At 51.1% G+C, this 25,516-nt stretch carries 21 protein-coding genes; 12 read left to right on the forward strand and 9 right to left on the reverse strand.

The window, feature by feature from the left end; genetic code table 11:
* The first annotated feature begins 4 nt into the window (after window positions 1-4).
* The 5 genes from ACNQKP_RS07380 (at window position 5) to ACNQKP_RS07400 (ending at window position 5,089) form a co-directional block, all read left to right on the forward strand.
* Window positions 5-751 carry a cell division protein FtsQ/DivIB gene (locus ACNQKP_RS07380; RefSeq protein WP_417863843.1) on the forward strand — a complete coding sequence of 249 codons (747 nt, stop codon included), beginning with the start codon at window positions 5-7 and terminating at the stop codon, window positions 749-751.
* Window positions 752-872: 121 nt separating this feature from the next.
* Window positions 873-2,129 carry a cell division protein FtsA gene (gene ftsA / locus ACNQKP_RS07385; protein ID WP_011165549.1) on the forward strand — a complete coding sequence of 419 codons (1,257 nt, stop codon included), beginning with the start codon at window positions 873-875 and terminating at the stop codon, window positions 2,127-2,129.
* Window positions 2,130-2,190: 61 nt separating this feature from the next.
* Window positions 2,191-3,849, forward strand: coding sequence for a cell division protein FtsZ (ftsZ, locus tag ACNQKP_RS07390; protein WP_417863844.1), 1,659 nt, complete (start codon window positions 2,191-2,193; stop codon window positions 3,847-3,849).
* Complete coding sequence (locus ACNQKP_RS07395) at window positions 3,849-4,610, forward strand: UDP-2,3-diacylglucosamine diphosphatase (protein ID WP_417863845.1); 762 nt, start codon at window positions 3,849-3,851, stop codon at window positions 4,608-4,610. Before ftsZ ends, ACNQKP_RS07395 begins: the two co-directional genes overlap by 1 nt.
* Window positions 4,607-5,089 carry a hypothetical protein gene (locus tag ACNQKP_RS07400; protein ID WP_417863846.1) on the forward strand — a complete coding sequence of 161 codons (483 nt, stop codon included), beginning with the start codon at window positions 4,607-4,609 and terminating at the stop codon, window positions 5,087-5,089. Before ACNQKP_RS07395 ends, ACNQKP_RS07400 begins: the two co-directional genes overlap by 4 nt.
* Window positions 5,090-5,118: 29 nt before the next feature.
* On the opposite strand, the gene hmgA is transcribed toward ACNQKP_RS07400, so the two are convergent.
* Window positions 5,119-6,408, reverse strand: coding sequence for a homogentisate 1,2-dioxygenase (gene hmgA / locus ACNQKP_RS07405; protein ID WP_417863847.1), 1,290 nt, complete (start codon window positions 6,406-6,408; stop codon window positions 5,119-5,121).
* A gap of 111 nt (window positions 6,409-6,519) precedes the next feature.
* Between hmgA and ACNQKP_RS07410 the strand changes: the two genes are divergently transcribed.
* From ACNQKP_RS07410 to ACNQKP_RS07420, 3 genes are all read left to right on the forward strand, one after another.
* Complete coding sequence (locus tag ACNQKP_RS07410; protein ID WP_088564309.1) at window positions 6,520-6,939, forward strand: Rrf2 family transcriptional regulator; 420 nt, start codon at window positions 6,520-6,522, stop codon at window positions 6,937-6,939.
* A 60-nt stretch (window positions 6,940-6,999) separates the two neighbouring features.
* Window positions 7,000-7,623, forward strand: coding sequence for an NAD(P)-dependent oxidoreductase (locus tag ACNQKP_RS07415; RefSeq protein WP_417863848.1), 624 nt, complete (start codon window positions 7,000-7,002; stop codon window positions 7,621-7,623).
* Window positions 7,624-7,692: 69 nt separating this feature from the next.
* Complete coding sequence (locus tag ACNQKP_RS07420) at window positions 7,693-8,085, forward strand: ester cyclase (protein WP_374035879.1); 393 nt, start codon at window positions 7,693-7,695, stop codon at window positions 8,083-8,085.
* On the opposite strand, the gene ACNQKP_RS07425 is transcribed toward ACNQKP_RS07420, so the two are convergent.
* The 5 genes from ACNQKP_RS07425 to ACNQKP_RS07445 all read right to left on the reverse strand — a co-directional run bounded on the left by ACNQKP_RS07425 (window position 8,082) and on the right by ACNQKP_RS07445 (window position 14,395).
* Complete coding sequence (locus tag ACNQKP_RS07425) at window positions 8,082-8,807, reverse strand: hypothetical protein (protein ID WP_417863850.1); 726 nt, start codon at window positions 8,805-8,807, stop codon at window positions 8,082-8,084. The genes ACNQKP_RS07420 and ACNQKP_RS07425 overlap by 4 nt on opposite strands.
* An 80-nt stretch (window positions 8,808-8,887) precedes the next feature.
* Window positions 8,888-10,066, reverse strand: a complete 1,179-nt coding sequence (locus ACNQKP_RS07430; protein WP_417863852.1) for a PA14 domain-containing protein — start codon at window positions 10,064-10,066, stop codon at window positions 8,888-8,890.
* Window positions 10,067-10,177: 111 nt separating this feature from the next.
* On the reverse strand, window positions 10,178-12,943 hold the full coding sequence (locus tag ACNQKP_RS07435; RefSeq protein ID WP_417863853.1) for a tail fiber domain-containing protein: 2,766 nt from the start codon (window positions 12,941-12,943) through the stop codon (window positions 10,178-10,180).
* Window positions 12,940-13,506 carry a hypothetical protein gene (locus ACNQKP_RS07440; RefSeq protein WP_417863855.1) on the reverse strand — a complete coding sequence of 189 codons (567 nt, stop codon included), beginning with the start codon at window positions 13,504-13,506 and terminating at the stop codon, window positions 12,940-12,942. The genes ACNQKP_RS07435 and ACNQKP_RS07440 overlap by 4 nt, the downstream gene beginning before the upstream one ends.
* A gap of 130 nt (window positions 13,507-13,636) precedes the next feature.
* Window positions 13,637-14,395: a hypothetical protein gene (locus ACNQKP_RS07445; protein ID WP_417863856.1), complete on the reverse strand. Its 759-nt coding sequence runs from the start codon at window positions 14,393-14,395 to the stop codon at window positions 13,637-13,639.
* Window positions 14,396-14,567: 172 nt separating this feature from the next.
* Here ACNQKP_RS07445 and ACNQKP_RS07450 point away from each other — a divergent pair, with 172 nt between their 5' ends.
* The 4 genes from ACNQKP_RS07450 (at window position 14,568) to ACNQKP_RS07465 (ending at window position 20,582) form a co-directional block, all read left to right on the forward strand.
* Window positions 14,568-15,116, forward strand: a complete 549-nt coding sequence (locus tag ACNQKP_RS07450) for an NUDIX domain-containing protein (protein WP_417864096.1) — start codon at window positions 14,568-14,570, stop codon at window positions 15,114-15,116.
* Between the two features lie 16 nt (window positions 15,117-15,132).
* Window positions 15,133-17,817 (forward strand): aconitate hydratase AcnA, encoded by a 2,685-nt coding sequence (acnA, locus tag ACNQKP_RS07455; RefSeq protein ID WP_417863858.1) that lies wholly within the window; start codon window positions 15,133-15,135, stop codon window positions 17,815-17,817.
* Window positions 17,818-17,978: 161 nt separating this feature from the next.
* A complete protein-coding gene (locus ACNQKP_RS07460) occupies window positions 17,979-19,607 on the forward strand; it encodes a HAMP domain-containing methyl-accepting chemotaxis protein (protein WP_417863860.1) in 1,629 nt (542 codons plus the stop codon).
* Between the two features lie 165 nt (window positions 19,608-19,772).
* Window positions 19,773-20,582: a L,D-transpeptidase gene (locus ACNQKP_RS07465; protein ID WP_038448348.1), complete on the forward strand. Its 810-nt coding sequence runs from the start codon at window positions 19,773-19,775 to the stop codon at window positions 20,580-20,582.
* On the opposite strand, the gene ACNQKP_RS07470 is transcribed toward ACNQKP_RS07465, so the two are convergent.
* From ACNQKP_RS07470 to recN, 3 genes are all read right to left on the reverse strand, one after another.
* Window positions 20,579-22,672 carry a S9 family peptidase gene (locus ACNQKP_RS07470; RefSeq protein ID WP_417863862.1) on the reverse strand — a complete coding sequence of 698 codons (2,094 nt, stop codon included), beginning with the start codon at window positions 22,670-22,672 and terminating at the stop codon, window positions 20,579-20,581. The genes ACNQKP_RS07465 and ACNQKP_RS07470 overlap by 4 nt on opposite strands.
* Window positions 22,673-22,718: 46 nt before the next feature.
* Window positions 22,719-23,660 (reverse strand): NmrA family NAD(P)-binding protein, encoded by a 942-nt coding sequence (locus tag ACNQKP_RS07475; RefSeq protein ID WP_417863864.1) that lies wholly within the window; start codon window positions 23,658-23,660, stop codon window positions 22,719-22,721.
* A gap of 145 nt (window positions 23,661-23,805) precedes the next feature.
* Window positions 23,806-25,506 carry a DNA repair protein RecN gene (recN, locus tag ACNQKP_RS07480; RefSeq protein WP_417863866.1) on the reverse strand — a complete coding sequence of 567 codons (1,701 nt, stop codon included), beginning with the start codon at window positions 25,504-25,506 and terminating at the stop codon, window positions 23,806-23,808.
* Window positions 25,507-25,516: the final 10 nt, after the last annotated feature.

A 25,516-nucleotide genomic window follows, 5' to 3' on the forward strand; every position in this document is an offset into this window, starting at 1 on the left:
GACTGTGAAGAAGCTCGTTTTGAAACTTATCTTTGGATTCATTGTTCTGCCTGCAGCACTTGCGGGAACGCTCTTTTATCTGAATGAAAACGGCTTTTTCAACATTCGTTCGGTCGAGGTTGTGCTTGAAAATCCACCCGCGGGGCAGGAGCAGTTTTTACGCCCTCACGTCGATCGCCTGGAGGCAAGTCTTGCCCGTTACAAAGGTGTTTCACTTTGGAATATCAAACTTAAAAAAGTATCCCGTGAAGTCGACGCCCTGAACTGGGTGGATGGTTTGAATATCAAAAGAAGCTGGCCGACGACTTTGTCTGTGCGCGTGCGCCCGCATGAAGTGAAGCTTCTGTTCATGGCCAAGGGTGGAAAGCTTGTTCCCATCATTAAAGATGGAACTTTCCTGGATCCGGTTGAAAGCAAGCAGGCTCCTGATGTTGTGCTGCTTGACGGAGAAGGCTTTGTGAAAAAAACAGAACTTCGCAAGAAGGCTGTTGATGTGGTTGAACAAATTCCTGCTGAAGGATCGTTCAGCAGAAAAACAATTTCTGAAATTCGTTACGACAATAAAGAAGGCTTCTGGATGACCATGATCAAAACTGGAATCCAGGTGAAGATGGGCGAAGACCAAGTGTCTTTGAAGTCTGCACGAGTCAGCCAAGTCGTCGATTATCTCGAATCCCGCCAGTTTGACGCGCGCGTCATAGACGCGAATCTGTCAAAGAAAGTCCTTGTCAGGTTGCGTAAGGATCCCTAAGCTTAAGTCTGGAAGACCGATCAAAGTCGGGTAGATGCCCCCTTAGAAGCCCCTTAAAATGATTTTAACGGGTGGTCTTTCCTGAAACTTTTATAGTTTAGGCATCCGTGAGGACTTAAGGATGAGTACATCAAAACCCAAAGCTCCGGTATTGGCTGGCTTGGACATTGGTTCTACCAAGGTCTCTTTTGTCATCGGCACAGTTAATCCCGAAGGAAAAATCGAAGTCGCAGGCGTGGGCACCGCTCCCAATACAGGGATCCGCCAGGGTGTCGTAGTCAATATCGAAGCCACGACTGATTCCATTAGAAAAGCCAAAGAAGAAGCAGAATTGATGTCCGGTTACACCGTCTCCGAAGTGTGGGTGGGCGTTGCTGGTTCGCATATTTCTTCATTTGATTCCAAGGGCATGGTTGCGATCAAGAACCGCGAAGTCACGGCCTCTGAAATTGATCGTGTTATCGAAGCTGCCAAGGCTGTTGCGGTTCCGACGGATCGTTCTGTTCTTCACGTACTTCCAAGAGAATTCAAAGTCGACGGCCAGGACGGGATCACGGATCCTATCGGCATGTCCGGGATCCGCTTGGAAGCCAATGTGCACATCGTGACCGGCGGTCAGAGTGCTATCAATAATACTGTAAAATGTGTTGAAAAAGCCGGTTTGAAAATCGCAGGCCTGGTTCTTTCCCAGCTGGCATCCGCAACGGCGGTGATGTCCAACGATGAAAAGAATCTGGGTGTGTGCGTGGTTGACATGGGTGGCGGCGCTTGTAACGCCCTTTACTTCGTCAACGGCAGTGTGGCTCACTCCTCTGTAATTCCAGTGGGTGGCCAGCACTTCACTCACGACGTGGCGGTGGGGTTGAGAACTCCACAGTTCGCGGCGGAAGAGCTGAAAAAGAAGCATGGTTGTGCCATGGCTTCTATGGTGAATGAAAATGAAACTGTTGAGGTCGAGGGTGTCGGCGGAAGAAAATCCCGCGTGATTCCTCGCAAAGACCTTGCGGATGTTATTGAAGCTCGCGCAGAGGAAACTCTGAACCTGATTGCCAATGATATTCGTATGAGCGGCCTGATGCCAATGCTTGGTGGCGGGATTGTTCTTACCGGGGGCGCAAGCAACCTGGATGGTCTGATCGAAATGGGAGAGTTTATCTTTGATATTCCGGTTCGCAGAGGGGCTCCTCGTGAAATCGGTGGTCTGACGGATGTGGTGAAGTCTGGAGAATTCTCCGCCGCTGTTGGACTGTTGCAGTATGCATTGGGGCAGAGAAAAGATCTGCTTCAGACGCACCAGCAGCAACAGGAAGTGAACATTGGTGAATCACTGGACGGGATCACCAAGAAGATCAAAGAATTTTTTGGACAGATTTTTTAAATTTATAGCCTGAGTTCGCCCAAGCCTCGGCGACGGCGGATGATTCTGTGGGGAGGATCAAATGTTTGAATTGGAAGAAAATATCAATATTGGTGCAAATATTAAAGTAGTGGGCGTCGGCGGTGGCGGTAGCAACGCGGTTGCTACAATGATCGAATCCGGTATGACTGGTGTGGAATTCATCGTTGCCAATACAGATATCCAGGCCCTGAACGCCAGCAAATCTCCGAATAAGATCCAGTTGGGTCTTGACCTTACAAAAGGTCTTGGTGCAGGTGCAAATCCGGATGTGGGTCGCAGAGCTGCAATCGAATCCTACAATGAAATCGTTGAAAAATTGGAAGGCTCCGACATGGTCTTCGTCACTGCGGGTATGGGTGGCGGAACTGGGACTGGTGGCGCTCCGATCGTTGCGAAGATTGCGCGTGAGCTTGGCGCACTGACTATCGGTGTTGTTACCAAACCCTTCCTGTTCGAAGGTAAAAAACGTGGCAAACACGCTGAAGGCGGTTTGTCTGAACTGAAAGAAAACGTGGACACTCTGATCGTGATCCCGAATCAGAAGCTTCTTTCCATCGCTGCGGAAAGAACTCCGCTTCTGGAAACCTTCAAAAAAGCTGACGAAGTTCTTCTTCAGGCAGTTAAAGGTATCTCTGATCTGATCAACATCCGCGGTCTTATCAATCTGGACTTCGCAGATATCCGCACTGTTATGTCTTCCAAAGGCATTGCAATCATGGGTACTGGCGCAGCTAAAGGTGACAACCGTGCGGTTGAAGCGGCTACAGCGGCGATCTCTTCTCCACTTCTTGAGAACGTAAAGATCGATGGCGCTACTGGCATCATCATCAACGTAACTGGTGGTTCGGACCTTTCTTTGTATGAAGTGAACGAAGCTTCCACTCTGATCACTGAAGCTGCTCATGAAGATGCAGAAATCATCTTTGGTGCGGTTATCGATGAAAGCATGGGTGATGAAGTTCGTGTAACTGTGATCGCAACTGGTTTCGATGCTCACGATGTGAAACTTGTGAACGACATGGCTCAGGTAAATCAAATGCAGAATTTCCTGAACCAGAACGCAGCTCACTTCGGTGGCATGAATATGCAAATGCCGCAAATGCCTCAAATGCCGCAGCAGATGGCTCAAATGCCGCAGATGCCACAAATGCCGCAGTTCCCGCAAATGCCGGTAATGCCGACTATGCCACAAATGCCTGTTATGCCTCAGATGCCAGCGGTTGAACTTCCGCCGATCACTGCGGTTCAGACTCAGGTTCAGTCTTTTACGCTTCAACCACAGCAGACAGAGGCAGCTCCTCAGGTTACTGAGACTGTGGTTGTTCCCCCTGTAGCTGCCGTGACTCCACAAATGGCTCAGCAGGCAGCACAAAACATGATGCCTCAGATGCCGGTTCAGGCTCAGCAAGCCCCTGTACAGCAGGAAGTTGCGACCCCGATCCAGCCGCAAGTGGAATCATCTTTGTCTCCGCGTGACATGTTGCTGGCTAAAGCCCGCGCTTTCAAAGAAAGCCAGGACTTGAAATCCAAGCACAACAACCCGGAACAACTGTCCATGAACGTGGATCACGAACAGCAGTCTTTGGAAGAAGCGCGCCGCATGGCTCGTGAAGTCCTGAGCTCTCCGTTCTCCAGCCAGAATCTTGAAGTTCCTGCCTTCATCCGCAAGAAACAAGGATTCGATCTGAATAAAGAATAGTGGAAGCCTGGTTCATATCCGACATTCACTTGAAAACCGCTGAAGAGCGCAATGGGAAAATCCTGTTGCGCTTTTTGCGTTCTTTGCTGGAGGGCAATCCCAAGCAAGTTCACCTTTTCATGCTCGGGGATATCTTCGATCTGTGGGTGGGAGGGCACACTTATTTCGCCAAAAAGTTCGAGCCTTTGATGCAGACCCTTGGGGAACTTCGCAAAGCCGGGGCCCGCATCACGTTCATCGAAGGAAACCACGACGTTCACGTGGAAGGTTACTTCCAAAAACGTCTGGGGATCGAAGTTTTTGTCGAGGCTCAGTATTATCTGATCGACGGGGTTCGCGTGCGCTGTGAGCACGGGGATCTGATCAATATGAATGATGAGAAATATCTCAAATACCGCAGCATCATTCGCAATCCTTACATCAAACCTTTGGGAAATATTCTGCCGGGCAAGTTCTGGGATCATATAGGTAACAAAGCCAGTAAAAAAAGCCGCGAACGCAGCGGCCACTATCGTGTTTCCAATGAAGGTGAACTGATCACGATGATTCGCAAGCACACTCCGGTGGCCTATGCGGAAAAACCTTTTGATCTGATTGTCTCTGGACACATGCACGTGTTTGACGATCACACCGAAACCATCAACGGCCACTCGGTTCGCTCGGTGAATCTGGGATCGTGGTTTGAAGAGCGCGTGAAAGTTTTTTGCCTGCGAAATGGCGTCGGCGAATGGGTGTATCTGCCTTCTGAGGAGGATTTATGAGATTAACCGTCAGCGCTTTGGTATTATTGTTCGCAATGACAACTCAGGCATTTGTGGAAATGACAGTGCAAAAAGAGGCCTTCGTCATTCACTCCAACTCCATCAGCTGTATGGCTTATCAGGACGGATCAAATCGCCGTGATATCGCTTCGCCATACATTGATATTCCACAGATTCGTATCGCCAACCGCAGTGGTGAATTCTTTGCTCCGGCAATGATTCAGGTGACGTTCAAATCATCGGTTCGTTCTTACACCTGCACCTATTCTGATTATCAGTTGGATGCTATTGGCATCCCGGTGCGCATGACCAATAACGAAATTCTGGATCTGACCTGCCCGATCAAGTGTGGCGGCTTGCCAATCGGCAGCCCCGAAAAAGTCACCGCCACGGTCGAACTGATCGGGTACACCGAATCCGGCAACGGCCATATGACACCCGTTAAAATTCAAAAGAAAATGGACATCATCAATCCATAAAGAAAAAGCCGGGTTCCCCGGCTTTTTCTTTATTTGAAGTACTTTTTAAAACCCTGCCAGCAGTTTTGATAATCGCCCTGCAGGAAGTCTTTCCCCATCGCGAAGTCCGTCACCATATACGGTGAACGGGATTCAAACATAAAGGCCATGGTGGCTTCGATCTTGTGCGGTTTCAAATCCGCGTTGCTGGCTTTTTCGAAGGCATCGACATCCGGTCCGTGGGCGGAATAGAAGTTGTGCAAGCTGCCGCCACCAGGAACAAAGCCCCCAGCGGTTTTCGCGTCATATTCGCCATAGATCAAACCCATGTACTCGCTCATGCAGTTGCGGTGGAAGTACGGTGGGCGGAAGGTGTGTTCACCCACCATCCAGCGTGGTGGGAAGATCGCAAAGTCCACGTTCGCGGTGCCCGGAACTTCACTTGGTGAAGTCAGCACAGTGAAGATGGATGGATCTGGATGATCGTAACTGACGGTGTTGATGGTGTTGAACTTGCGCAGGTCATACTTGAATGGAACAAAGTTTCCATGCCATGCCACCACATCCAGTGGCGAATGACCGATTTCAGCGCCCCACAGTTCACCGGCAAATTTGCCGACCAGTTCAAACTTTCCTTCTTTGTCTTCAAACGCCGCCACCGGAGTCAGGAAGTGACGACGGTGAGCTAAACCATTGGCGCCAATCGGGCCCAGATCCGGCAGTCTGAAGGCTGCACCAAAGTTTTCACCGATATAACCCGTGCAAGTGGTGCCGTCTTTTAGTGGATTTACCTGGAACTTCATTCCGCGGGGAACCAGCGCAATTTCGCCGGGTTCAACTTCCATAAAGCCCATTTCGGTTTTTACATGCAAAGCACCTTTTTGCGGAACCAGCAGGAAGTCACCATCCGCATTCATGAAGTAACGCGTGTCCATGGACTTGTTGAAAGAATAAAGGTGCGCATTCAAACCACGTTGTTCGTGCACAGAGCCTGTGCCACACACTGTGCGGATGCCTTCCACGAAATCCTGTTTCGCGGAAGTTTCAGCCAGCGGATTCCAGCGCATTTGATTGGGATTGATGTGCTGAGGCTTGAAGAAGGTTTTGGAGGTCAGATCCTTCAGTGGGGCAAAAGGCTTGTGCATCACGGACGGGCGGATGCGATAAAGCCAGGAAAACATATTGGAATGGCGAGGAGCTGTGAAGGCCGTGCCGCTCAGTTGTTCAGGATACAGACCCGCCGGGGCCTTTTGCGGAGAGTTCTGGTCCTGAGGCAAAGAGTTCGGGCGAGCTTCTGTGGAAAAATGATTTCCGAAACCTGATAAGTATTTTGTTTCCATATGGGACAGATAATCAGGTCCCAGGTAAAAAATCAACAGGGATGCCCCTCAACCGCGGGGGCTGATAAATGACCTCTTGACGGGGTTAAATGAAACTAATATAGTTACAGTATGGCAGCTAATAGCAGATTCGCAGTAGCGACTCATATTATGACCCTGGTCGCTCACGATGCCCCTAAAGGCGAGCTTCTGAAGAGTGACATTGTGGCGGGAAGCGTCAACACCAATCCGGTGGTGGTGCGCCGTCTGATGGCCGAGCTTTCCAAAGCGGGTCTGCTGACTTGTCATCAGGGAAAAGGCGGCGGAGTCGAACTGGCCCGACCGGCAGAGAAGATCACCTTGCGTGACATTTATCAGGCGGTCGGTGAATCCGACGTATTTGCTTTCAACCCGAACCGGCCCAATACAAGATGTCCTGTCAGCACCAGCATGGCGAAGCTGCTGACGCCGGTATTTTCGGAAGTGAATGACTGCGTGGCAGATCAGCTGAAGCAGACGAAGCTTTCGGATCTGGTTCACAAGGTCGACTAGGGCTTCTGTTTTTTTGCATTAAACTGTAACAAATATGGTTACTTAACAAAGGAGAAAACCATGAATGTAGCACTAATCGGAGCTTCCGGATTTATCGGAACCGACATTTTGGAAGAACTGCTAAGCCGTGGACACAAAGTCACCGCCATTGTCAGAAATCCCGAAAAAATCAAATCCCGCGAAAACCTGCTGGTGAAAAAAGCCGATGTCACTGACACGGACAAACTGGCAGAAATTCTGAAGGGTCAGGACGCTGTTGTGAGTGCCTATAATCCAGGAACTGACATGAGTGTGACTGGCGCGAAATCCTATGCAGCTGCAACGAAAAAAGCCGGCATCAAACGTCTGCTGATTGTGGGCGGGGCCGGGTCTTTGGAGATTTCTCCGGGGGTTCAGTTGGTGGACACACCTCAGTTCCCGGCGGAATGGAAAGACGGCGCCCGTGCAACGCGCGAAGTACTGAACTTCATCCGCACCCAAAATGATCTGGATTGGACCTTCTTCAGCCCGGCCATGATGATCGAGCCAGGGCCTCGCACGGGAAAATTCCGTCTTGGCAAAGACAATCCGGTCTTTGATGCGAAAAATGAAAGCCGCATTTCGACGGCAGACTATGCGGTGGCGATGGTCGATGAACTGGAAAAGCCCCAGCACCTTAAACAACGCTTCACCGTCGGTTACTAGAAAGGCCCCTACATGAAAGCATTTAAAGCAATTACTGCCGCATTGATTCTGTCATTGGCTCTTCCGGCAATGGCGAAGAAAACCACCGTGGAAGAAAACAAAAAGATTGTCACGGATTTCTACAACATGGTCTTCCGGGATCACAAAGTGCAGGAAGCCGCCGACAAGTACTTTGGCTCAAAGTACATTCAGCACAATCCCCTGGTGCCGGATGGGGTGAAGCCGTTCACCGGGTATTTCATTCCGCACTTCAAAGCCAATCCCGAGGCGCGCAGTGAAATCAAGCGTGTGATTGCGGAAGGCGACCTGGTGGTTTTGCATGTTTTGTCCAAACAGAACAAAGACGATCGCGGTCGTGCGATCGTGGATATCTTCCGCGTGGAAGACGGCAAAATCGTTGAACACTGGGATGTGATTCAGGCGATTCCGGAAAAGGCCGCCAATACAAACACCATGTTTTAGTTTCTTTTGCTGACGCAGCGGAAAGCCGCTGCGTTTTCAATCACGGGTTCCTGATTGCACAGGGACCCGTGCAAGTTCTGCCCGCGTGCGCGGGCTTCTGCCAGCACCATGGCTATTTTCAGATAGGTCGGTGTCAGTGTTTCACGAATCTTGGCGACAACTTCTTTGTATGGTTTGCGTGGATTGCCCGCTTCATAGCCCCGTGCGCACATCTCGGACTTGAACGCTTGCGCTGCGGATTCAAACTCTCCGGTCCATAGGCCCCACAGACCCGCCAGATACCCCGTGCGGTCTTCACCCACGGTGCAGTGGAAGTAAATGCTTCTTCCGGCCTTTACTGACTTTTCGATTGTTTTTAAAGCTTCAATCGTCATGCGGCAGGCGGACTTGTAGTCATACAGGTCTTTCCAAGGAAAGGGTATATGAGTGATCGCCGTGGCAGAAAGCCCTGCATTTTGCAGCTGGATGATTTCCTTGGCCACTTCGCCTTTGGTGTCGGTTTTAAAGATCAGAACTTCTTCGATGCCGGAATCCAGCAGTTCCTGAATCTGGGCCTTGCTTCTGGGCTCCATCCCACGCACCACACGAGCGCCATTGGCGTCGTTATACACTTCGTGCGAATTGGGAATGCTTAACCCCTCAACCGAGCCAAGAAAAGCCGATTGCAAAGACCAGGCAGATGGGCAAAGGAATAGAACAAGAAGGAAAGGAAGTGCTTTCATGGCCCCGGTTTCTATTTAAAAACCGGGGGACTGGCAAGTATGCAGGTGGAAACTTAGTATTCCCGGAAGGAATGATAAGCTTATGGCAGCAGCATGATGGCAGGGCTGCGGACCTCTTTACCCTTGGCATCCACGCTGATGGCCTGGATTTGATACTGCAAGCCGTGGATCAGTCCGCCTAGGACCGCTTTGTGGCTTGTGACCATCTCGCTATCAACCGTGGTGTACATTTCCTCGCCCGTGAAGATATTGACGATGTAGATCTGGCTTGTGGACGGGAAGTTTGTTGACCAGGTAATTTCTGCATTGGGTGCAGCCACGGAAGCCACTTTGAAGTCGCTCATGGCAAAGTCTGGCTCGACACAAGGATTCGGCTTTAGTGGAGGCATATGGAAGTTTGCCGGAGCAACAACATCCCAGCCCGTGGCCTCGAGGAACTTCACCGCCGCCTGTTTTTTCCCATTGTTCGGGTTATAGAAGAAATTGTTGCTCTGGACTCCGCACAGAGAGTGGGACGAGGGACTCTTCCAGCTTTGGGCTTTCTTGTGGTGCTTCCACATCATCACATTGGAAATGTGATAGCGCGGCCCTTGATAGTACAGAATACGAATCGGCAGCTCGGTGTCCTTTTTCATTTCCACAGTGCGGTAGGGGCAGCCCAGGCGGGTCGGGTGCACGCCGTCGTTGTTCACCAGTTCATTCCATACGTCTCCCTCTTTCACAAACAGACGGGCGCCGTCATCAGACAGCAATGAAATTTCATAGTGACCTTCACGATCCTGATCTGAAAGTTTCAGGATGGAGGTGTATTCGATGGCAAAATTTTCAATCAGCTTGGTGCCGCTGGCATCCACCAGCACTTCGCCATTTTTCGTGGCAAAGCCTTCGGTGAAAACACGCGTCGGAACATTCACATCCGAGAAGTAAAGATCCTGCTCAAGTTTCACACCCTTGTTGTAATAGTCCATCACGCTTTTGACCTGACCGGGCATCTCGGGGCTTTTTACGAACAGTTTGGCAAACAGTCCGTTTTCGCTGTTGTTGGCAGAACCACTGCCCAGGGGTTCACACACCGTTTTTTCCGGATCGGCAAATTCCACCGGACCGATGCTTTCGCCCGTCGGAGTTTTGCCGCTGCCATGATAGCTGCATGTGATTTTTTTTAGCAGCCCGCGTGCGCGAATATTCGGTTCATTTTGCTTTTTGGCCAGAGCAAACGGGGACGCCAAAAGCACAGCCATGAATAGTGATTTAGTCATTACGTACCTCAACAATCAGCTATATATAAGATTAACAAAATTGTAAAAAATGCGGAAGCATCCCCCGCACGTCGTATGATAATGGTATGATTTTGAAGTTTCGAATTGAGATTACTGCAGGCCGAGTTTGGCTTTGATCAGTTCCAGATCTTTTTTGAGACTTTTGTTTTCATCTTCCAGCGCTTTGATGCGCAGGTCTTTCGCAGCAGCGTCTTCTTCCAGCGAAGCCACTTTGCGAGTGATGGTGTTCAGTTGTTCCTGTGTGACTTTGCACATGCCATGAAGGTCTTTTACCGCATTCACTGTGGCCCAGTGAATCGGGTCCACATTCAATTCCAGATATCCATCCGCACGGGTTTTTACTGCATCTGGAATGACCTGCTGCACTTCCTGGGCGATGAAGCCAGTCATAGGCACATCAGATGGAAGGCTCAGGGCATTTCCGGATTTGTAGTTATAACGAACGGTGTGCAGTTTCAGAATTTCATTCAGACCGTATTCGTAGTCCCCGTGGACGTCTTTCAGGCGTCGGTCCGAGGCATTGGTCCACGCAGTACCGGTGCTCAATCCGGCAGTTCCCGTGACATGAAGAGTGTAAGTTGGTGCAGGGGTGTTGATACCGAAGTTCCCGGTCGCACGATCAATGGTCACCGCTGCGCCCAGAGTGGCGCCCGTGTCATCATAACGAAGAATGCTGAAATTGGAGCCCATGTTGGATCCAGTTTCAGAGGCTGCATTCACCATCATCGACCAGCGATTGACGTTGGTTTTTCTGTAGATCAAAGACGGATTATAGTTCAGTGCTGTGGAGTCAATCACAACACCACCTGTGGCTGAAGTCACGAAGCGCGCAACTTCGCCGGATCCCATCACATGCAGGGGAGTGGCCGGGTTGGTTATACCAATACCCACCCGCCCGGAATCGTCGATCGTCATTCGGGTCGTGTTATTGGTTTCAAATGACAGACTGAAAGCATCGTTGGTACCGACGACCATCGGGATGCCCAATGAGTTGCCAGAACTTACAATCACACCCAAAGAGCTATAGTTGGAACAACCGGCAACACCTGCACCGTCAAAGGCAATGGCCTGACCGATGCCGCACGAAAATTCAGTGAAGGCGCTGGCCGAGGCATTGGTCATCAGCATTTTGTTCGCTGCGAGGGTGCCAGTTCCGGTACCGCCTTTTGTCACTGGTACCATCGACGGGAATGATCCCGGATTCACGTTGACGACACCTGAGCTGACGTTCAGACCGCTTCCGATCTGGACGACGCCCTTGGTGCTGGCCGTGGCATCACTTACTGAGATCAGCGGAGTTGTGGTGTTGTTGGAAACTGTCACCGGCGGGGTGCCTGCCACATTCGTGACGGTGCCGGTGGGGATTGAAATCCACTTCACACCATTTGTATCGGCGGTGTCCGCAGTCAGGACCTGCCCGTTGCTGCCCGCAGGCAGACGCACGTTGTTGGTGCCGTTGTGAACAAGGATGTCCCCTTTGTTCGTCAGAGGGGAAAGTGCTGACATGGCGCCAGCCACAGAGGAAGCCCCGGTACCACCATTCACGACAGGCAAAATTCCGGTGACTTGAGTGGTAAGACTGATCGGTGTTGCAGCACCACCGCCACCCAAAGTGCTCCAGGTGGAACCATTGTCGCGATAGATCTGGTGGCTGTCCGAAGAAATGTAGAGAAGGCCGGCATTACCAGCCGTGGGACGGGCGGCATCCAGGCCAGTCATTATCCCCGTTGCGCCACCGAAATTTTTCACAGCATCCACAATTCCATACCCGGAAAGTGTCCCGGGAAGGCCCGTGGTGATTTTGCTCCAGTCCAAAGACGGAATGTCAGCAGGGGCAAGGGCCGTGCCCGCAGTCACCCGCCCTTTTGAATCCGTGGTGACCTTGGCATAAGTGCCAGCGGTGCCGACGTTAGCGAGATTCAGTGTTCCTGCAGAATTCAAAGTGGCGTCACCACTGACGGTCACTTCGGCGGCAGAACCACCGGCATTACCCACCCAGATATTTCCAGTGGAAAGGGTTTTGCCTTGTTTGTTGTTAAAGGCCTGCCAGTCTGCCGAGCTTAGATAACCATTGGTGGTTGAATTGGCTTGGCTGATGAACAGATCCGGAACAGCTGCGGTTCCTGCGACACCCAAAGGTGATTGAGCCGTGACTGCCGTGACCGAACCGCCGCCGCCGCTGGCTGAAATCGTGATGCTGCCAGCTCCATTGGTGATATTGATTCCGGAACCAGCCGTCAAAGTTGCGGGTGTATAGCCCGTGCCGTTGCCGATCAGAACCTGACCATTGGTGCCGGCAGTGCCAAACAAATTCAAAACACTGTTCAAAGTTCCGTAGCGGCTAAAGACACTGTCGACATTGGTTTGAGTTGTCGAGGCTGAGATCTGCACAAAGTCTGCGGCGGTCTTGTCGGCAAGGCGCGCGGCATTGATCGCGAACGGAACCGTATTGATTGCCACATCCGGCGTCAGATCGGTTCCACCAACACGCACGCGCAAAGAACGCGTCGTGAATCCCGAGGCCGTCACGGTGCTGGTGTCGGCACAGGTCACGCTGCCGGAAGATGCAAAGATGCGATCGGCGGTGTTGCCGGTGGAATCTGCGCGCGTGCCGCTACCGACAATCACGCTGAACTCACCGCTGGAACCAGGGGTGATGCTGTGGGTTTCTTCAAACACCACACAAGTGGACGGATAGATAATCTGCAAAAGAACGGTTTGAGTCGTGGTGATAGGAGTGCCACCGGCGTCAGTCAGCAGACCCTCATACGTGAATAAGGGACCTGGAGAAGGCGAAGCCGCATGTGCCGCAAGGCCTGATAAAATCAGCATCAGGGGCAGAATCAGATTTTTCATTCTGTGATTCTCCCTTTGATTTTAAAGTTGCCGCCGCTGGCGACATGCTGTTGCTGATGACGAAGACGGCTTTTCACGCGATAACCCCCGCCAGCCTGTTCCGCACTGCCGATCAGAATTTCCTGACTGCGCGTCGAGGACGGCGAGTAAAGCACTGTGACTTCTTTGTAGAAGAAGTTGTTTTTGCGCGGTTGTGCGCGGAATTTTACCTTCAGGGTCTGTCCGGGTGAGATCGCCAAAGAACTCCACGGTGATTTCAGGTTGGACAGATTGACGGTGAACTTGCCGTTCACACAGGATGACGAAGCCGTGACGTCATAACTGGTCGGCGTGATCCAGGTGACTCCGCCGTCGAGGCTCATATCAATATTGCCGATGAAGTTGGCGCAAGAGGCCTGCAACGGCACGCTGTTCAGGCTGGAGGTGACGACGTGACTTGGATTGAACTCAAGACTTTCCATAGAACGCAGAATCGACACTGTCGGACTGGCGTCCGAGCAGGCAGAGAGGATCGACACGATCATCCCTAATATGGCGATTTTATTCACGTCCCGTGTGTTCATGCTTTGTAAAATATCGGCAAAAATCAGGGACTTCTAAAGTCGTTGGGCGTCTCAGGCTGGGAATAAAAAAAAGCCACCTCGTTGAGGTGGCTTTTGAGCGGATCAGTACTGAAACAAGACAGGAGTCTTGCTAGAAATTCATCGTATAACCGATCAGGCCCTGCACACCGGACATGGTCGTGGAAAGGTCCTTGCCATTGCGCTCGACCTCGGAGTCGCCACCGCATTGACTGACGCCCGGGATGTCGCTGGCTCCGGTACAGTTGCCTCCGGTTGTCAGGTTTCTTTCAATGGGCATGTAACGGACGTTGCCTTCCACTGTCAGACAATGAGCGTCGGTGAAGCAGAAGTCCACACCGATACCACCCATGGCACCAAAGGCACTGCCTTTGAAATCCAGGTTCTTGGTTCCGGCGGTGATTTCACCGCTCAGGCTGCCGTAACCCAGACCTGTCTGCATGTAAAATTTGATGAAAGAGTTTTCCAAAGGATACACACGGAAGATCGGGAAGACAGTGAAACCCGTCAGTTTGTAGTCGTAGCTTCCGTCTGTGCCAGAGCCTTCAGTGCTTTGCATGAAGTAGGATGGACGGAAGACAAATGCATAGGAAGTCCCGCTAAAGCGGTAGGACCAGTTGGCATAAAATTCCCAGGCGCTGCCCAGGGATTTGGTGTCAGCATTGGCGGCGCTCGCACGAGCGGCATCAATCAGGGAGTTCATGTCATTTTGTCCGGCAGACACAGTCGACAAACCAATTCCCAAAGACATGTCGCCTGAAAGGCTGGGACCGCGACTGAGGCGGCGTTGAGCGTTTGCATCCTGAGCAAACATTAGCGAAGCAAGAACTGCAGTGGACACGAATAGTCCCACTTTGGTCAAAGCTCTCATAGTGATCCTCCTGATCTTTCAAATTTGATTTAACACAAGTCTATACAACACTCTTCAATTCAACATCTATGAGCAACAACCATTCTACACCTTTTGGACAAAAGGCGGGACCATCTTTGGTCCAGACGAAATGAAAGCGACTTCAGCGTTTCTGTATGAGACTCTGAACATCATGAAGCATTTGGAAGAAAAGACGCTTTCCACGCGTCAGATTTTTAAAGGAAGATACCTCAAAATTGAACAGGATCAGGTGCAGGCTCCGGACGGGCGCACTTACACCCGTGAATACATTCTGCATCCCGGTGCCGCGATGATGATTCCGCTTTTGCCGAATGGAAATGTGGTGATGATTCATCAGTACCGTCACGCGGTAAAGAAAGTTTTTCTCGAGTTCCCGGCTGGCAAAAGGGATCACAACGAGGAAACCCTGGTGACAGCAAAACGCGAGCTTCTGGAAGAAACCGGCTATGAAGCCAAAGAATGGAAGTTCCTGACCACAATTCATCCTGTCATCGGCTATTCAAATGAGCACATTGATTTGTATCTGGCCAAGGATTTGACTCAGCTCGAACAGCGTCTGGATCAGGGCGAGTTTATTGAGGTTGTCGAAGTAAAACCAACAGATCTGATGCAGCTTGTTCTCGAGGGGAAAGTCAGCGATGTGAAAACCCAGATCGGGGCTTTTTGGCTTGATAAATTCTTAAGAGGGGAGTGGAATTGAGAGGAAGGAGCCTCTCATGTTCATTCAATCCAAAGACAGTTTTAAGACGAAATCGAAACTTCAGGTGGGCTCTCAGAGCTACACCATTTTCAACGCTCAAAAAATCCAGCATCCCAATGTCAAAAAGCTTCCAGTGTCGCTGAAGGTCCTTTTGGAAAACCTTCTGCGCCACGAAGACGGGCTGCATGTCAGCAAAGAGGACATTGATTCCCTGTTGAGCCTGAGCAGCGAATCCCTGACGCGTGAAATTTCATTCTTCCCGGCGCGAGTGCTGATGCAGGACTTTACCGGCGTACCGGCAGTTGTGGATCTGGCAGCGATGCGTGATGCAATGAAAGCTCTGGGTGGCGATCCGAAAAAGATCAACCCGCTGGTGCCGGTCGATTTGGTTATTGACCACTCGGTGATGGTTGATGCTTTCGGTACGCCGAAATCTTTTGATGAAAACGTCAAGATGGAATTTGAGCGAAACCACGAGCGTTATGTCTTCCTGAAATGGGGGCAGAATGCGTTCCAGAATTTCAAAGTGGTTCCGCCGGGCACAGGTATTTGTCATCAGGTGAATCTGGAATATCTGGGTAAAACAGTTTGGTCCAATCAGGGGCCGGATGGTGCCAACGCCTTCCCGGACACGCTGGTGGGCACAGACAGTCACACCACCATGATCAACGGTCTGGCCGTACTGGGCTGGGGTGTCGGTGGTATCGAGGCGGAGGCGGTGATGCTGGGGCAACCTCTGAGCATGCTGATTCCGGAAGTGGTCGGATTTAAGCTGGACGGCAAGATGCAAGAAGGCACGACCGCGACGGATCTTGTTCTGACCATCACGCAAATGCTTCGTAAAAAAGGTGTGGTCGGAAAATTTGTGGAATTCTATGGCCCGGGTCTGGCGTCCATGTCCTTGGCCGATCGGGCGACGATTGCCAACATGGCGCCTGAATACGGCGCGACCTGTGGATTCTTCCCGGTGGATGAACAGACAATGAAGTATCTGCGTCTGTCCGGTCGTGATGCTGCGACGATTGCTTTGGTTGAAGCCTATGCAAAAGAAACCGGTTTGTGGCGTTCGGAAGAAGCTGAAAAGCACTATCACTTCAACGACACTCTTCATCTGGACATGTCCACGGTGGTGCCGTCCCTGGCAGGACCGAAGCGCCCGCAGGACCGCGTGGTACTGGCAGGAGCTGCTGAAGATTTCAAGAAACAGCTGATTGCGGGCTTCCAGGTTGAAGCCGACAAAACGACCAAATCAGCTTCGGCGGTGACCGTTGAATCTAAAAATTATTCTTTGGGCCACGGGGACGTGGTGATTGCCGCAATCACCAGTTGCACGAACACCTCCAATCCATCCGTGATGATCGGTGCCGGTTTGGTGGCGAAGAAAGCCGTGGAAAAAGGCCTGACCGTGAAGCCGTGGGTGAAAACATCCCTGGCTCCGGGGTCTCAGGTGGTGACGGATTATCTTGAGCGCGCAGGTTTGCAGACCTATCTGGATAAGCTGGGTTTCAATCTTGTGGGTTATGGTTGCACGACTTGTATCGGAAATTCCGGTCCGCTGGATGCGCCGGTGGCAGGGGCAGTCGAAAAAGGGAATCTGGTTGTGGCGTCGGTTCTTTCCGGAAACCGCAACTTTGAAGGTCGTATCAATCCGCACGTGAAGGCGAACTATCTGGCGTCCCCGATGCTGGTGGTGGCGCACGCTTTGGCTGGCAATATGATGATCGACATCACCAAGGATGCTCTGGGTGAAGATTCTGCCGGTAAGCCGGTGTATCTGAAAGATATCTGGCCAAGCACGCAGGAAATTCAGGACACCATCAACAAGACGGTTGAAACGAAAATGTTCGACACTCGTTATGGAAATGTTTTCGCGGGCACGGAAGACTGGCAGAAAATTAACACGACTTCCTCTCAGGTGTACAGCTGGGAAAAAAGCACCTACATCAAGAATCCTCCGTACTTTGAAGGCATGGGCCTGAAGCCGGAAGCGGTTCATGATGTGAAGGGGGCTCGTCCTTTGGCGATCCTGGGTGATTCCATCACGACGGACCATATTTCTCCGGCGGGAAGTATCAAGAAAGATTCTCCGGCAGGACGTTATTTGACGTCTCATGGAGTGGAAGCTCATGACTTCAACTCGTACGGATCCCGTCGTGGTAATGACGAGGTGATGGTGCGCGGGACATTTGCCAACATTCGCATCAAGAATGAAATGCTTCAGGGTGTGGAGGGCGGCATGACGAAGTATGTGCCAAGCGGCGAAACCCTGGCCATTTACGACGCTTCCGTGAAATACCAGTCCACGATGACGCCTTTGGTGGTGATCGCGGGTAAAGAATACGGCACAGGATCTTCCCGTGACTGGGCAGCCAAGGGCACTCGCTTGTTGGGTGTGAAAGCTGTGATTGCGGAAAGTTTCGAGCGAATTCACCGTTCCAATCTGATCGGTATGGGCGTATTGCCTTTGCAGTTCCATCCGGGCACAGATCGCAAGACTTTGCATCTGGATGGCACAGAGACCTTCGATATTTCCGGAATTGAATCGGGAATGAAGCCTCAGCAGGATTTGACGTTGACCATTCATCGCGCCAACGGTCAGAAAGAGGATGTGAAAGTGCGCTCTCGTATCGATACGGCCGTCGAACTTGAGTACTACAAAAATGGGGGCATCCTCCATTACGTGCTTCGCAAGCTGGTCTAGTTCTTTGCATAAATCACAAGCTCTCGCCTGAACAGGCGAGAGCTGTCTCCACCGACCAGGTCCAAAAAATTACCTTCCTTTAAGAAACAACCCTGAGCCCTTCAGTAAAGTTCCGATCAAAACGAAGAGTAGATCAGAACGTATTGGAGGTTCTTACATCTATGGGCAACATCACATCCTGGTTTCGCGGTATTAAAGGCAAGCTTTTATTCGCAGCAGCCCTTCCGGTTGTGGCCTTCTGCATGGTGGGGGTCATTTCAGTTAACGGCGTTGGTCGTGTGAATGAACTTCTGAAGAGTTCGCATAATGAGATCATTCCCAACATTCTGATTCTGACGGATATGCGTATCTCGCGAAATGCTTTTGGGTTTCGTGCTTATTCTGCCTTAAGCCTTTTCAAAGCGGGCAAAGACATTGATGGTGAACTGGCGATGGCCGAGCAGGCGCTGGATTCCTATCGCAAGGATTATGAAAAATACATCAAAACGTCTTTCACCGAAGAGGAAAAGGTTCTGTTCGAAAAAGCCCAGGATAAGTTCCCCGCGATTTTGGCTATCATGGATGACATTCTGAAAAAACTGAAAGCCAAAGAAGCCACCAGTCTGGAAAGGGCGGAAGAGCTTCTGCGTGGCGATTACACGGTGGCTGGCGTGCCGGTCAGTGAATTTACAGCCGCGGCTTTGAAAATTTATGAAAGTAAAGCGGCCACCGAAGGGCAACTGGCTTCTCAGGCCGAGCAGTCTGTTAAGATGTGGAATATCCTGACGACTATTATCGGGAATCTTCTCATTTCCGGAACCCTGTTGTGGATTGCGTCCCGCATGTCCAAAGAGATCTCCGGTATCTCTGAACAACTGACCAATGCCAGCAATCATGTGGCGGGGGCGGTGACCCAGATGACCAGTGCGGGCACGAGTCTGTCACAGTCCTCCACGGAAGCGGCAGCATCTTTGGAAGAAACCGTGGCGTCTTTGGAAGAGCTTTCTTCCATGGTGCAGATGAATTCAGACAATGCAAAACAGGCGGCAAGTCTTTCGGCCTCATCCCGCGAAGTGGCGGAAAAAGGTCAGGGCGAGATTTCAAAACTTATTTCCTCCATGGATCAGATCTCCGCTTCATCCCGCAAAATTGAAGAGATCATTCATGTCATCGATGATATCGCCTTCCAGACAAACCTGCTGGCGCTAAATGCCGCGGTGGAAGCTGCCCGCGCCGGAGAACAAGGCAAAGGTTTCGCCGTCGTGGCCGAAGCCGTGCGTGCCCTGGCACAACGAAGTGCCTCTGCCGCCAAAGACATCACTCAGCTGATCAAACAATCCGTACAACAAGTGGAAGAGGGCGGTCAGATCGCCAGCTCCAGCGGCGTGGTTCTGGATAACATCGTTACTTCAGTCAAGAAGGTTGCGGATTTGAATAATGAAATTGCCACCGCCAGCACCGAGCAAACAGCCGGCATTCAGCAGATCAGCAAAGCCATGAATCAACTGGATCAGGCTGCGCAAAGCAATGCTGCATCCGCTGAAGAAATTGCCGCATCCAGTGCCGAAATCGACACGATGGCGGCGACCTCCCAGAAGCTGACGTCCCAATTGAATGACGTGATCCACGGTAAGGGCGGAGTGACTGCAGTAGCGCCAGTGGCTGCAGCAGGCACCATGAAAAAAACTCCGGTTGTGAAAGCTTCCCACTCTCCAACGGCTCCGCCAAAGAAGGTTGCGAAACAGTCCGCCGCCAGTGACGTGATTCCCTTTGATGACGACCGCCAGGTGGGTACCATCGAGGGTTTTTAAGGCCCCCAAACAGCCGCTGTTGAACTTCTTTACGACGTGACTTTTAAGGGCCCCATTCAGGGGCCTTTTCCATTCAAAGCCCCCAGTTTCCAGTTCAGTGTCTCAAAATGTGGCAAAGTCTTTGCTGTATGAAATTCGTCTTTTCATAAAAAGAACGGAGTGATTATGAAGAACGTTATGAAGTACGGAGTCGTTGCCGCGGCTCTGGTGGTCAGTCAATCCGCCTCGGCCTCTTTCTGGGGTAAGGTGAAAAACGCGTTTAATGACTGTAAGTATGAAGACCAGGAATACAGCCAGGTATATTCATATGAAAAAGCGATTACGCCGCGTCTGCCGGAATACCTGCGTCAGCAGCAGGCCTTCAGTGAGCAGGATTTCTATTCCAAGCCCTGGCTGCGCGATTTCCGTTATGTGATCGTGATCAACAAGGCTGAACAGGGTCGTACCGCTCAGACAATGCGCGTGTATGAGTATGGCCGTGTTGTGATCAATTCCAAAGTTTCCACAGGCCGTGAAGGTCTGGAGCTGAAACGTAAAAACAAAGAGTGCACGGGCGCTCCGGCGAAATCTTACTGGTCTCAGACGCCGACAGGCTATTACACACCGAAGTTCCTGTCCAAAGATCACCATTCCAGCTCATGGGATTCATCCATGCCGTTTGCGATCTTCTATGACGTGGACAACGGTTTGGCTTTGCACGAAGTTTACAAGAAATACACGGACTATCTTGGAGGCCGCGCTTCCGGTGGTTGCACCCGTCAGGATGCAAAAACCGCTGAAGAGTTGTTTAACCGTGTGAAGGAAACTGAGCGCGCCACCATCCCTGAAATCAATCCGGACGGAACTCCGGTGTTGAATGAGGATGGCAGCGTGAAGTACATCAACTCTCAGTACTGGACAAGCCAGAAGACCGGCGAAACTGTGAAGTTCAACACTTTCAGTGCGCTGATCATCGTGCAGGACGTAAGAGACTAATTCTTATTTCCGTTAACCATCAGAATAAACGCATATTCCGTGGCCGTTTCTTTCAACTGATCGAAGCGGCCGGAAGCGCCTCCATGACCTGACTCCATGTCGGTCTTCAGCAGAATCATCGAAGTCCCCTTGTTGTGTTCACGAAGCTTCGGCACCCATTTCGCCGGCTCCCAGTATTGAACCTGAGAATCGTGGAAACCTGTCGTCACCAAAACATTCGGATATGCCTGGTCTTTGACGTTGTCGTAAGGAGAGTACTTGCGAATATAATCGTAGTCTTCTTTCACGTTCGGATTGCCCCACTGGTCGTATTCACTGGTGGTCAGTGGAATGCTATCGTCCAGCATCGTTGAAATCACATCCACGAATGGCACCTGGGCAACCATGCCCTTGTAAAGATCCGGGCGCAGATTCATCACCGCACCCATCAAAAGACCCCCGGCACTTCCGCCCATGGCAAAAGTGTGCTCGGGCGAAGAATAACCGTCTTTGATCAAGGCTTCCGTCACGTCGATAAAGTCATTGAAGGTATTCATCTTGGAGTGGGTACGGCCCTGGTCATACCAGTGACGACCCATTTCCGAGCCTCCGCGGATGTGGGCTTTTGCATAGACAAAACCACGATCCACCAGGCTGAACAGGCTGCTGCTGAACCAAGGGTCCATATTCGCGCCATAAGATCCATAGCCGTAAACCAGCATCGAGGACTTGCCGTCCTTCTTGAAGTCTTTTTTCATGATCAGGGACACTGGAACTTTAGTGCCGTCACGAACAGTCAGGAACACACGCTCGGTTTTGTAAAGATCGGCGTTGTAGTTCGGGATCTCTTTCACTTTTTTCAAAACCTGTTCTTTGGTTTTGACGTTGAGGTCATAAACAGAATCCGGCAGGCGCATGGATTCATAATTATAGCGCAGCCATTCAGTGTCGTATTCACGATTGTCACCGACAGACGCCAGATAGCTTGGATCCGCGAATTTCAATTCATAAGGATTCTGGGCGTTGCGATCCGCAATGCGCACCTGAGTCAGGCCGTTGTGGCGTTCATCCAGAGCGATAAAGTTCTTAAACACCGTCACACTTTCCAGATAAGTGTCTTCACGGTGCGGGATCAAAGGTTTCCAGTGCTTTTCTTCCGTGTGATCCAGATCCGCCACCATCAGTTTATAGTTGCGGGCGTTTTTGTTGGAAACGATATAGAACTTGTCACCGCCATCAGTGACCGAGTATTCGTGCGCACGTTCGCGCGGATTGAACACCTTGAAAGTCCCTTGTGGGGTGTCCGCAGACATAAAGCGTGTTTCAGTCGTCAGGGTGCTGTAAGAACCGATGAAGATGAACTTTTCTGACAAGGACTTGTAAACGTAAACGCTGAAGGTGTCGTCTTTCTCGTGGTAAACCAGATCTTTTTTGTGTGTTTTGATGTTGTAGCGATAAATCTTTTCGGAACGCAGGGTTTCGGGATGCTGTTCAGTATAGAAGATCGTTTCGTTGTCATTGGCCCAGCTCAGATTGCCAGTGACATTTTCAATTTTGTCTTCAAGAACTTTTCCGGTGGTCAGATCTTTGAAATGAATCGTATAGAAGCGACGACCCACGGTATCCACGGCATAAGCCATCATTTTGTGGTTTGGACTCATGCGCGGACCGGTTGAACTGAAGTAGCTGTGCCCTTTTGCCAGCTCCGGAACATTGATCAGAATTTCTTCCGGGCCTGTCGGACTGCCTTTGTGGCGGGTGTGCAAGGGATACTGCTGACCCACTTCATAGCGGGCGGAGTACCAATAGTCGCCGTCTTTGGCCGGGACGAATGATTCGTCCTCTTTCACGCGGGACTTCAGCTCCTGGAAGATTTTTTCCTCAAGCTCTTTAGCCGGTTTCATCATCTCGGCCGTGTAGGCGTTTTCTTTTTTCAGATAGTCGACGACTTTTGGATTCTCGCGCTCACGCAGCCAGAAATAGTCGTCCATACGGATGTCACCGTGTTTGGACAGCTCAGTTTTGATCTTTTCAGGTTTCGGATAATCTAGATAATTTTTGTGCATGCAGGAAACTCCCAGAAGTGCGATAGCCAATACACTTTTTTTCATTCGAAAAGGCTATCACCATCTTCCGGGAGTTGGGAAGCACAAGACCTTACGGTCTGGCCTCACGCTCCGAGGATGGGCGGGATTTTCTGTCTGCGTCAGTGCGCTGGGCACGTGTGTAAGCATCCAGGAATGTTGTTCTGGCGAATTCCTCCAAAGACGTCGCGGTTGTGTTCTTTTTATCGCGACTGATGGTGCCGGCGATCGAGCCGTTGTTAAAGGAGCGGCTCATTTCCAGCATGGCATCTGACCAGTCCTCAGTCAGGCCGGCTCCGATCAGGTAGTTTCTCATTTCCTGTTCTGGGACTTCGACGTATTCCAGGTCGGGTTTTTTGATGGCCTGGCCAATAATGCGCAGGGCTTCGTCGAAGGTCACATCGCGCTCTCCTAAAAGATACTCGACATTGTGGGATTTGAACTCTGGATGCATCAGCAGGAACGCAGCTCGGGCGGCAATATCTCGGGTGGCGATCATTGGAATCGGCACTTCGCCGGACATCGTGCCGAAGAAGCGGTTCATTGAAAGGATGCTGGGAATTCCGCTGAGCAGGTTTTCCATAAAGTAGGTCGGACGCAGGTGCACGATGTCCGCGCGCGTGATGGAGTTCAGTCTTTCTTCCTGGTCGTGCAGTCCCAGGATCGGGCCCGTGCCGCTTTCAAGGTCCGCACCGACGCTGGAAAGATTCACGACTTTTTTAACTCCGGCTTCTTCGATGGCTTCGGCGATCACCTCACCGAATTTGTTCTGGTAAAAGCGCACTTCTTTGGCGCTCATGTCCGGTGGAATCATCGTAAACACGGCAGAACAGCCGCGCATACAGTCCATCAGAAAGCTGACGTCATTGGCGTCCCCTTGTGCCAGCTCGGCGCCACGGAAGGCGTCTTTGTTCGGGAACTTGCGGGCCACGCAGCGCACTTGTTGGCTGTTGGCAAGAAGGTGAGTGGTGATTTTTGAACCGATGTGACCTGTAGCTCCCATAACAAGAATCATAGTCCGTTCTCCTTAAAATATGAGTGTAGGCTTCAATGGTAGGGGATCGGCTTCGGAGGGGGGAACTTACAAATAAGAAAGGCTGCTTTGTGGGCAGCCTTTCTTTGGTTTTGTTCTACTCCGACAGGGTCGGAGTGTGGACCAGCTAGTTTTGTTTGGCTTCTGCCAAGAGTTGCTCGGCGTGGGCCAGGGATGTTTTGGAGATCTTTTCACCGCTGATAAGGCGGGCGATTTCCTGAACTCGGTCTTTTTGTTTGAGTTCTGACACAACCATAGAAACAGAATCCTTTTGCGGGGACTTCTGGATAAAGAAGTGAATATCCCCGAAGGCCGCCACCTGAGGAAGGTGAGTCACGCAGACAACCTGTTGTCCTTTGGCAATCGTGCGCAGCTTGCGTCCGACTTTTTCTGCCGTTTCGCCAGACACGCCGGTATCCACTTCATCAAACAGATAAGTGCGCGGCTGATTGCTGGAACCCACCACACGCTTCAAAGACAGAAGAATACGGCTCAGCTCGCCACCTGAAGCAAACTTCGCCAAAGGGCGTTTGGCGTCTTTGCTGGAGGTTTGGCTCAGGAACTCGACATCACTCAAGCCCGTGGACGCCAGTTCCTGCAGCTTTTCGGTCATCACGTGGAAGGTCACACCTTTCATGTTCAGATCCAGCAGTTCTGCGTTCACGCTGTCGGCCAGAAGCTCGGCTCCTTTTTGACGGCGTTTGTGCAGATCCGCACCCAGGGTTTCAAGCTCTTTCAAAATAACAGCAGCTTCTTTTTTCAAAGATTCGACGCGGCTTTCAGAGTTTTGCAGATTGGAGATTTCAATTTCCATCTCCATCAAAGCCTTCAGGATGTCATCGACGGTCGCGCCGTATTTTTTCTGCAGCTTGCGCAGATCGCTCAGGCGGCTTTCGGCTTCTTCCAGACGTTGGGGGTCGGCATCGATCTTGTTTGCGTACTGGCGCAGATCATAGATGCTTTCATCAATCAAAGTCTTGGCCTGTTCCAGGTTTTCCAGTTTCGCCGCGATTTGCGGGTCGACGTTGGAAATCTCCAGGCCTTTTTTCAGGATCGCATTCAGGCGGCTGATCGCGGAATCATCGTCTGTGTACAGAGCCGATTCCGCCTGATCCACAAACGCACCAATGCGGTTTGAGTTCTTCAGTTTTTTGACTTCGACTTCCAGTTCGTGGTCTTCGCCCGGGGAAAGATCCAGATTGGCGATTTCATCACGCTGATAAGTCAAAAAATCCAGGCGCTGGGCTTTTTGTTTGGCATCGCTTTCAAGTTTTTTGATTTCAGCAAAGATCGCGTGATAGCGGTTGAATTTTTCCGTGAACAGCAAACGTTTGTCCCAGGTGCCCGCGTACTGATCCAAAAGATCCAGATGATAGTGTTTGGACATCAGGTTGCGGTTTTCATGCTGACCGGTCATTTCAATCAGAGGAGCTGAATGACCCGCCAGTTCCACCATCGGCGCCACGATATCGCGCAGGCTGTTCAGGGTGCTCAGGCTGCCGTTCAGGTACACTTTGGATTTGTCGCCAGAGCTTAGCACACGGCGAACGATCAGAGTGTGCTCATCCGCTTCAATGCCCATATCGTGCAGCATTTTCTGAATGTCGGGGCGGGAGGAAATATCAAATGAACCCTCGATGGTCGCCTGGGTGGCGCCTGTGCGAATGGTGTCGCTGGAACCTTTGCCACCCATCAACAGGGACAGACTTTTCAGAAGAACGGATTTACCGGCCCCGGTTTCACCGCTCATGATGTTCAGTCCCTCTTTGAAAGAGACATGAAGGTTTTCGATAATCGCAAAATTGGACACTTTCAACTCAAGTAACATAATCTTTCCT

The organism is Bdellovibrio bacteriovorus (genome assembly GCF_048286975.1).
In the GTDB taxonomy this organism is placed as follows: Bacteria; Bdellovibrionota; Bdellovibrionia; order Bdellovibrionales; family Bdellovibrionaceae; genus Bdellovibrio; species Bdellovibrio bacteriovorus_H.

What these genes read in the sequence shown, in the direction of transcription:
- ftsA (WP_011165549.1), top strand. Translation starts at nt 873, where the DNA reads ATGAGTACATCAAAACCCAAAGCTCCGGTATTGGCTGGCTTGGACATT.
- ftsZ (WP_417863844.1), top strand. Translation starts at nt 2,191, where the DNA reads ATGTTTGAATTGGAAGAAAATATCAATATTGGTGCAAATATTAAAGTA.
- ACNQKP_RS07400 (WP_417863846.1), top strand. Translation starts at nt 4,607, where the DNA reads ATGAGATTAACCGTCAGCGCTTTGGTATTATTGTTCGCAATGACAACT.
- hmgA (WP_417863847.1), bottom strand. Translation starts at nt 6,408, where the DNA reads ATGGAAACAAAATACTTATCAGGTTTCGGAAATCATTTTTCCACAGAA.
- ACNQKP_RS07410 (WP_088564309.1), top strand. Translation starts at nt 6,520, where the DNA reads ATGGCAGCTAATAGCAGATTCGCAGTAGCGACTCATATTATGACCCTG.
- ACNQKP_RS07415 (WP_417863848.1), top strand. Translation starts at nt 7,000, where the DNA reads ATGAATGTAGCACTAATCGGAGCTTCCGGATTTATCGGAACCGACATT.
- ACNQKP_RS07420 (WP_374035879.1), top strand. Translation starts at nt 7,693, where the DNA reads ATGGCGAAGAAAACCACCGTGGAAGAAAACAAAAAGATTGTCACGGAT.
- ACNQKP_RS07425 (WP_417863850.1), bottom strand. Translation starts at nt 8,807, where the DNA reads ATGAAAGCACTTCCTTTCCTTCTTGTTCTATTCCTTTGCCCATCTGCC.
- ACNQKP_RS07430 (WP_417863852.1), bottom strand. Translation starts at nt 10,066, where the DNA reads ATGACTAAATCACTATTCATGGCTGTGCTTTTGGCGTCCCCGTTTGCT.
- ACNQKP_RS07435 (WP_417863853.1), bottom strand. Translation starts at nt 12,943, where the DNA reads ATGAAAAATCTGATTCTGCCCCTGATGCTGATTTTATCAGGCCTTGCG.
- ACNQKP_RS07440 (WP_417863855.1), bottom strand. Translation starts at nt 13,506, where the DNA reads ATGAACACACGGGACGTGAATAAAATCGCCATATTAGGGATGATCGTG.
- ACNQKP_RS07445 (WP_417863856.1), bottom strand. Translation starts at nt 14,395, where the DNA reads ATGAGAGCTTTGACCAAAGTGGGACTATTCGTGTCCACTGCAGTTCTT.
- ACNQKP_RS07450 (WP_417864096.1), top strand. Translation starts at nt 14,568, where the DNA reads ATGAAGCATTTGGAAGAAAAGACGCTTTCCACGCGTCAGATTTTTAAA.
- acnA (WP_417863858.1), top strand. Translation starts at nt 15,133, where the DNA reads ATGTTCATTCAATCCAAAGACAGTTTTAAGACGAAATCGAAACTTCAG.
- ACNQKP_RS07460 (WP_417863860.1), top strand. Translation starts at nt 17,979, where the DNA reads ATGGGCAACATCACATCCTGGTTTCGCGGTATTAAAGGCAAGCTTTTA.
- ACNQKP_RS07465 (WP_038448348.1), top strand. Translation starts at nt 19,773, where the DNA reads ATGAAGAACGTTATGAAGTACGGAGTCGTTGCCGCGGCTCTGGTGGTC.
- ACNQKP_RS07470 (WP_417863862.1), bottom strand. Translation starts at nt 22,672, where the DNA reads ATGAAAAAAAGTGTATTGGCTATCGCACTTCTGGGAGTTTCCTGCATG.
- ACNQKP_RS07475 (WP_417863864.1), bottom strand. Translation starts at nt 23,660, where the DNA reads ATGATTCTTGTTATGGGAGCTACAGGTCACATCGGTTCAAAAATCACC.
- recN (WP_417863866.1), bottom strand. Translation starts at nt 25,506, where the DNA reads ATGTTACTTGAGTTGAAAGTGTCCAATTTTGCGATTATCGAAAACCTT.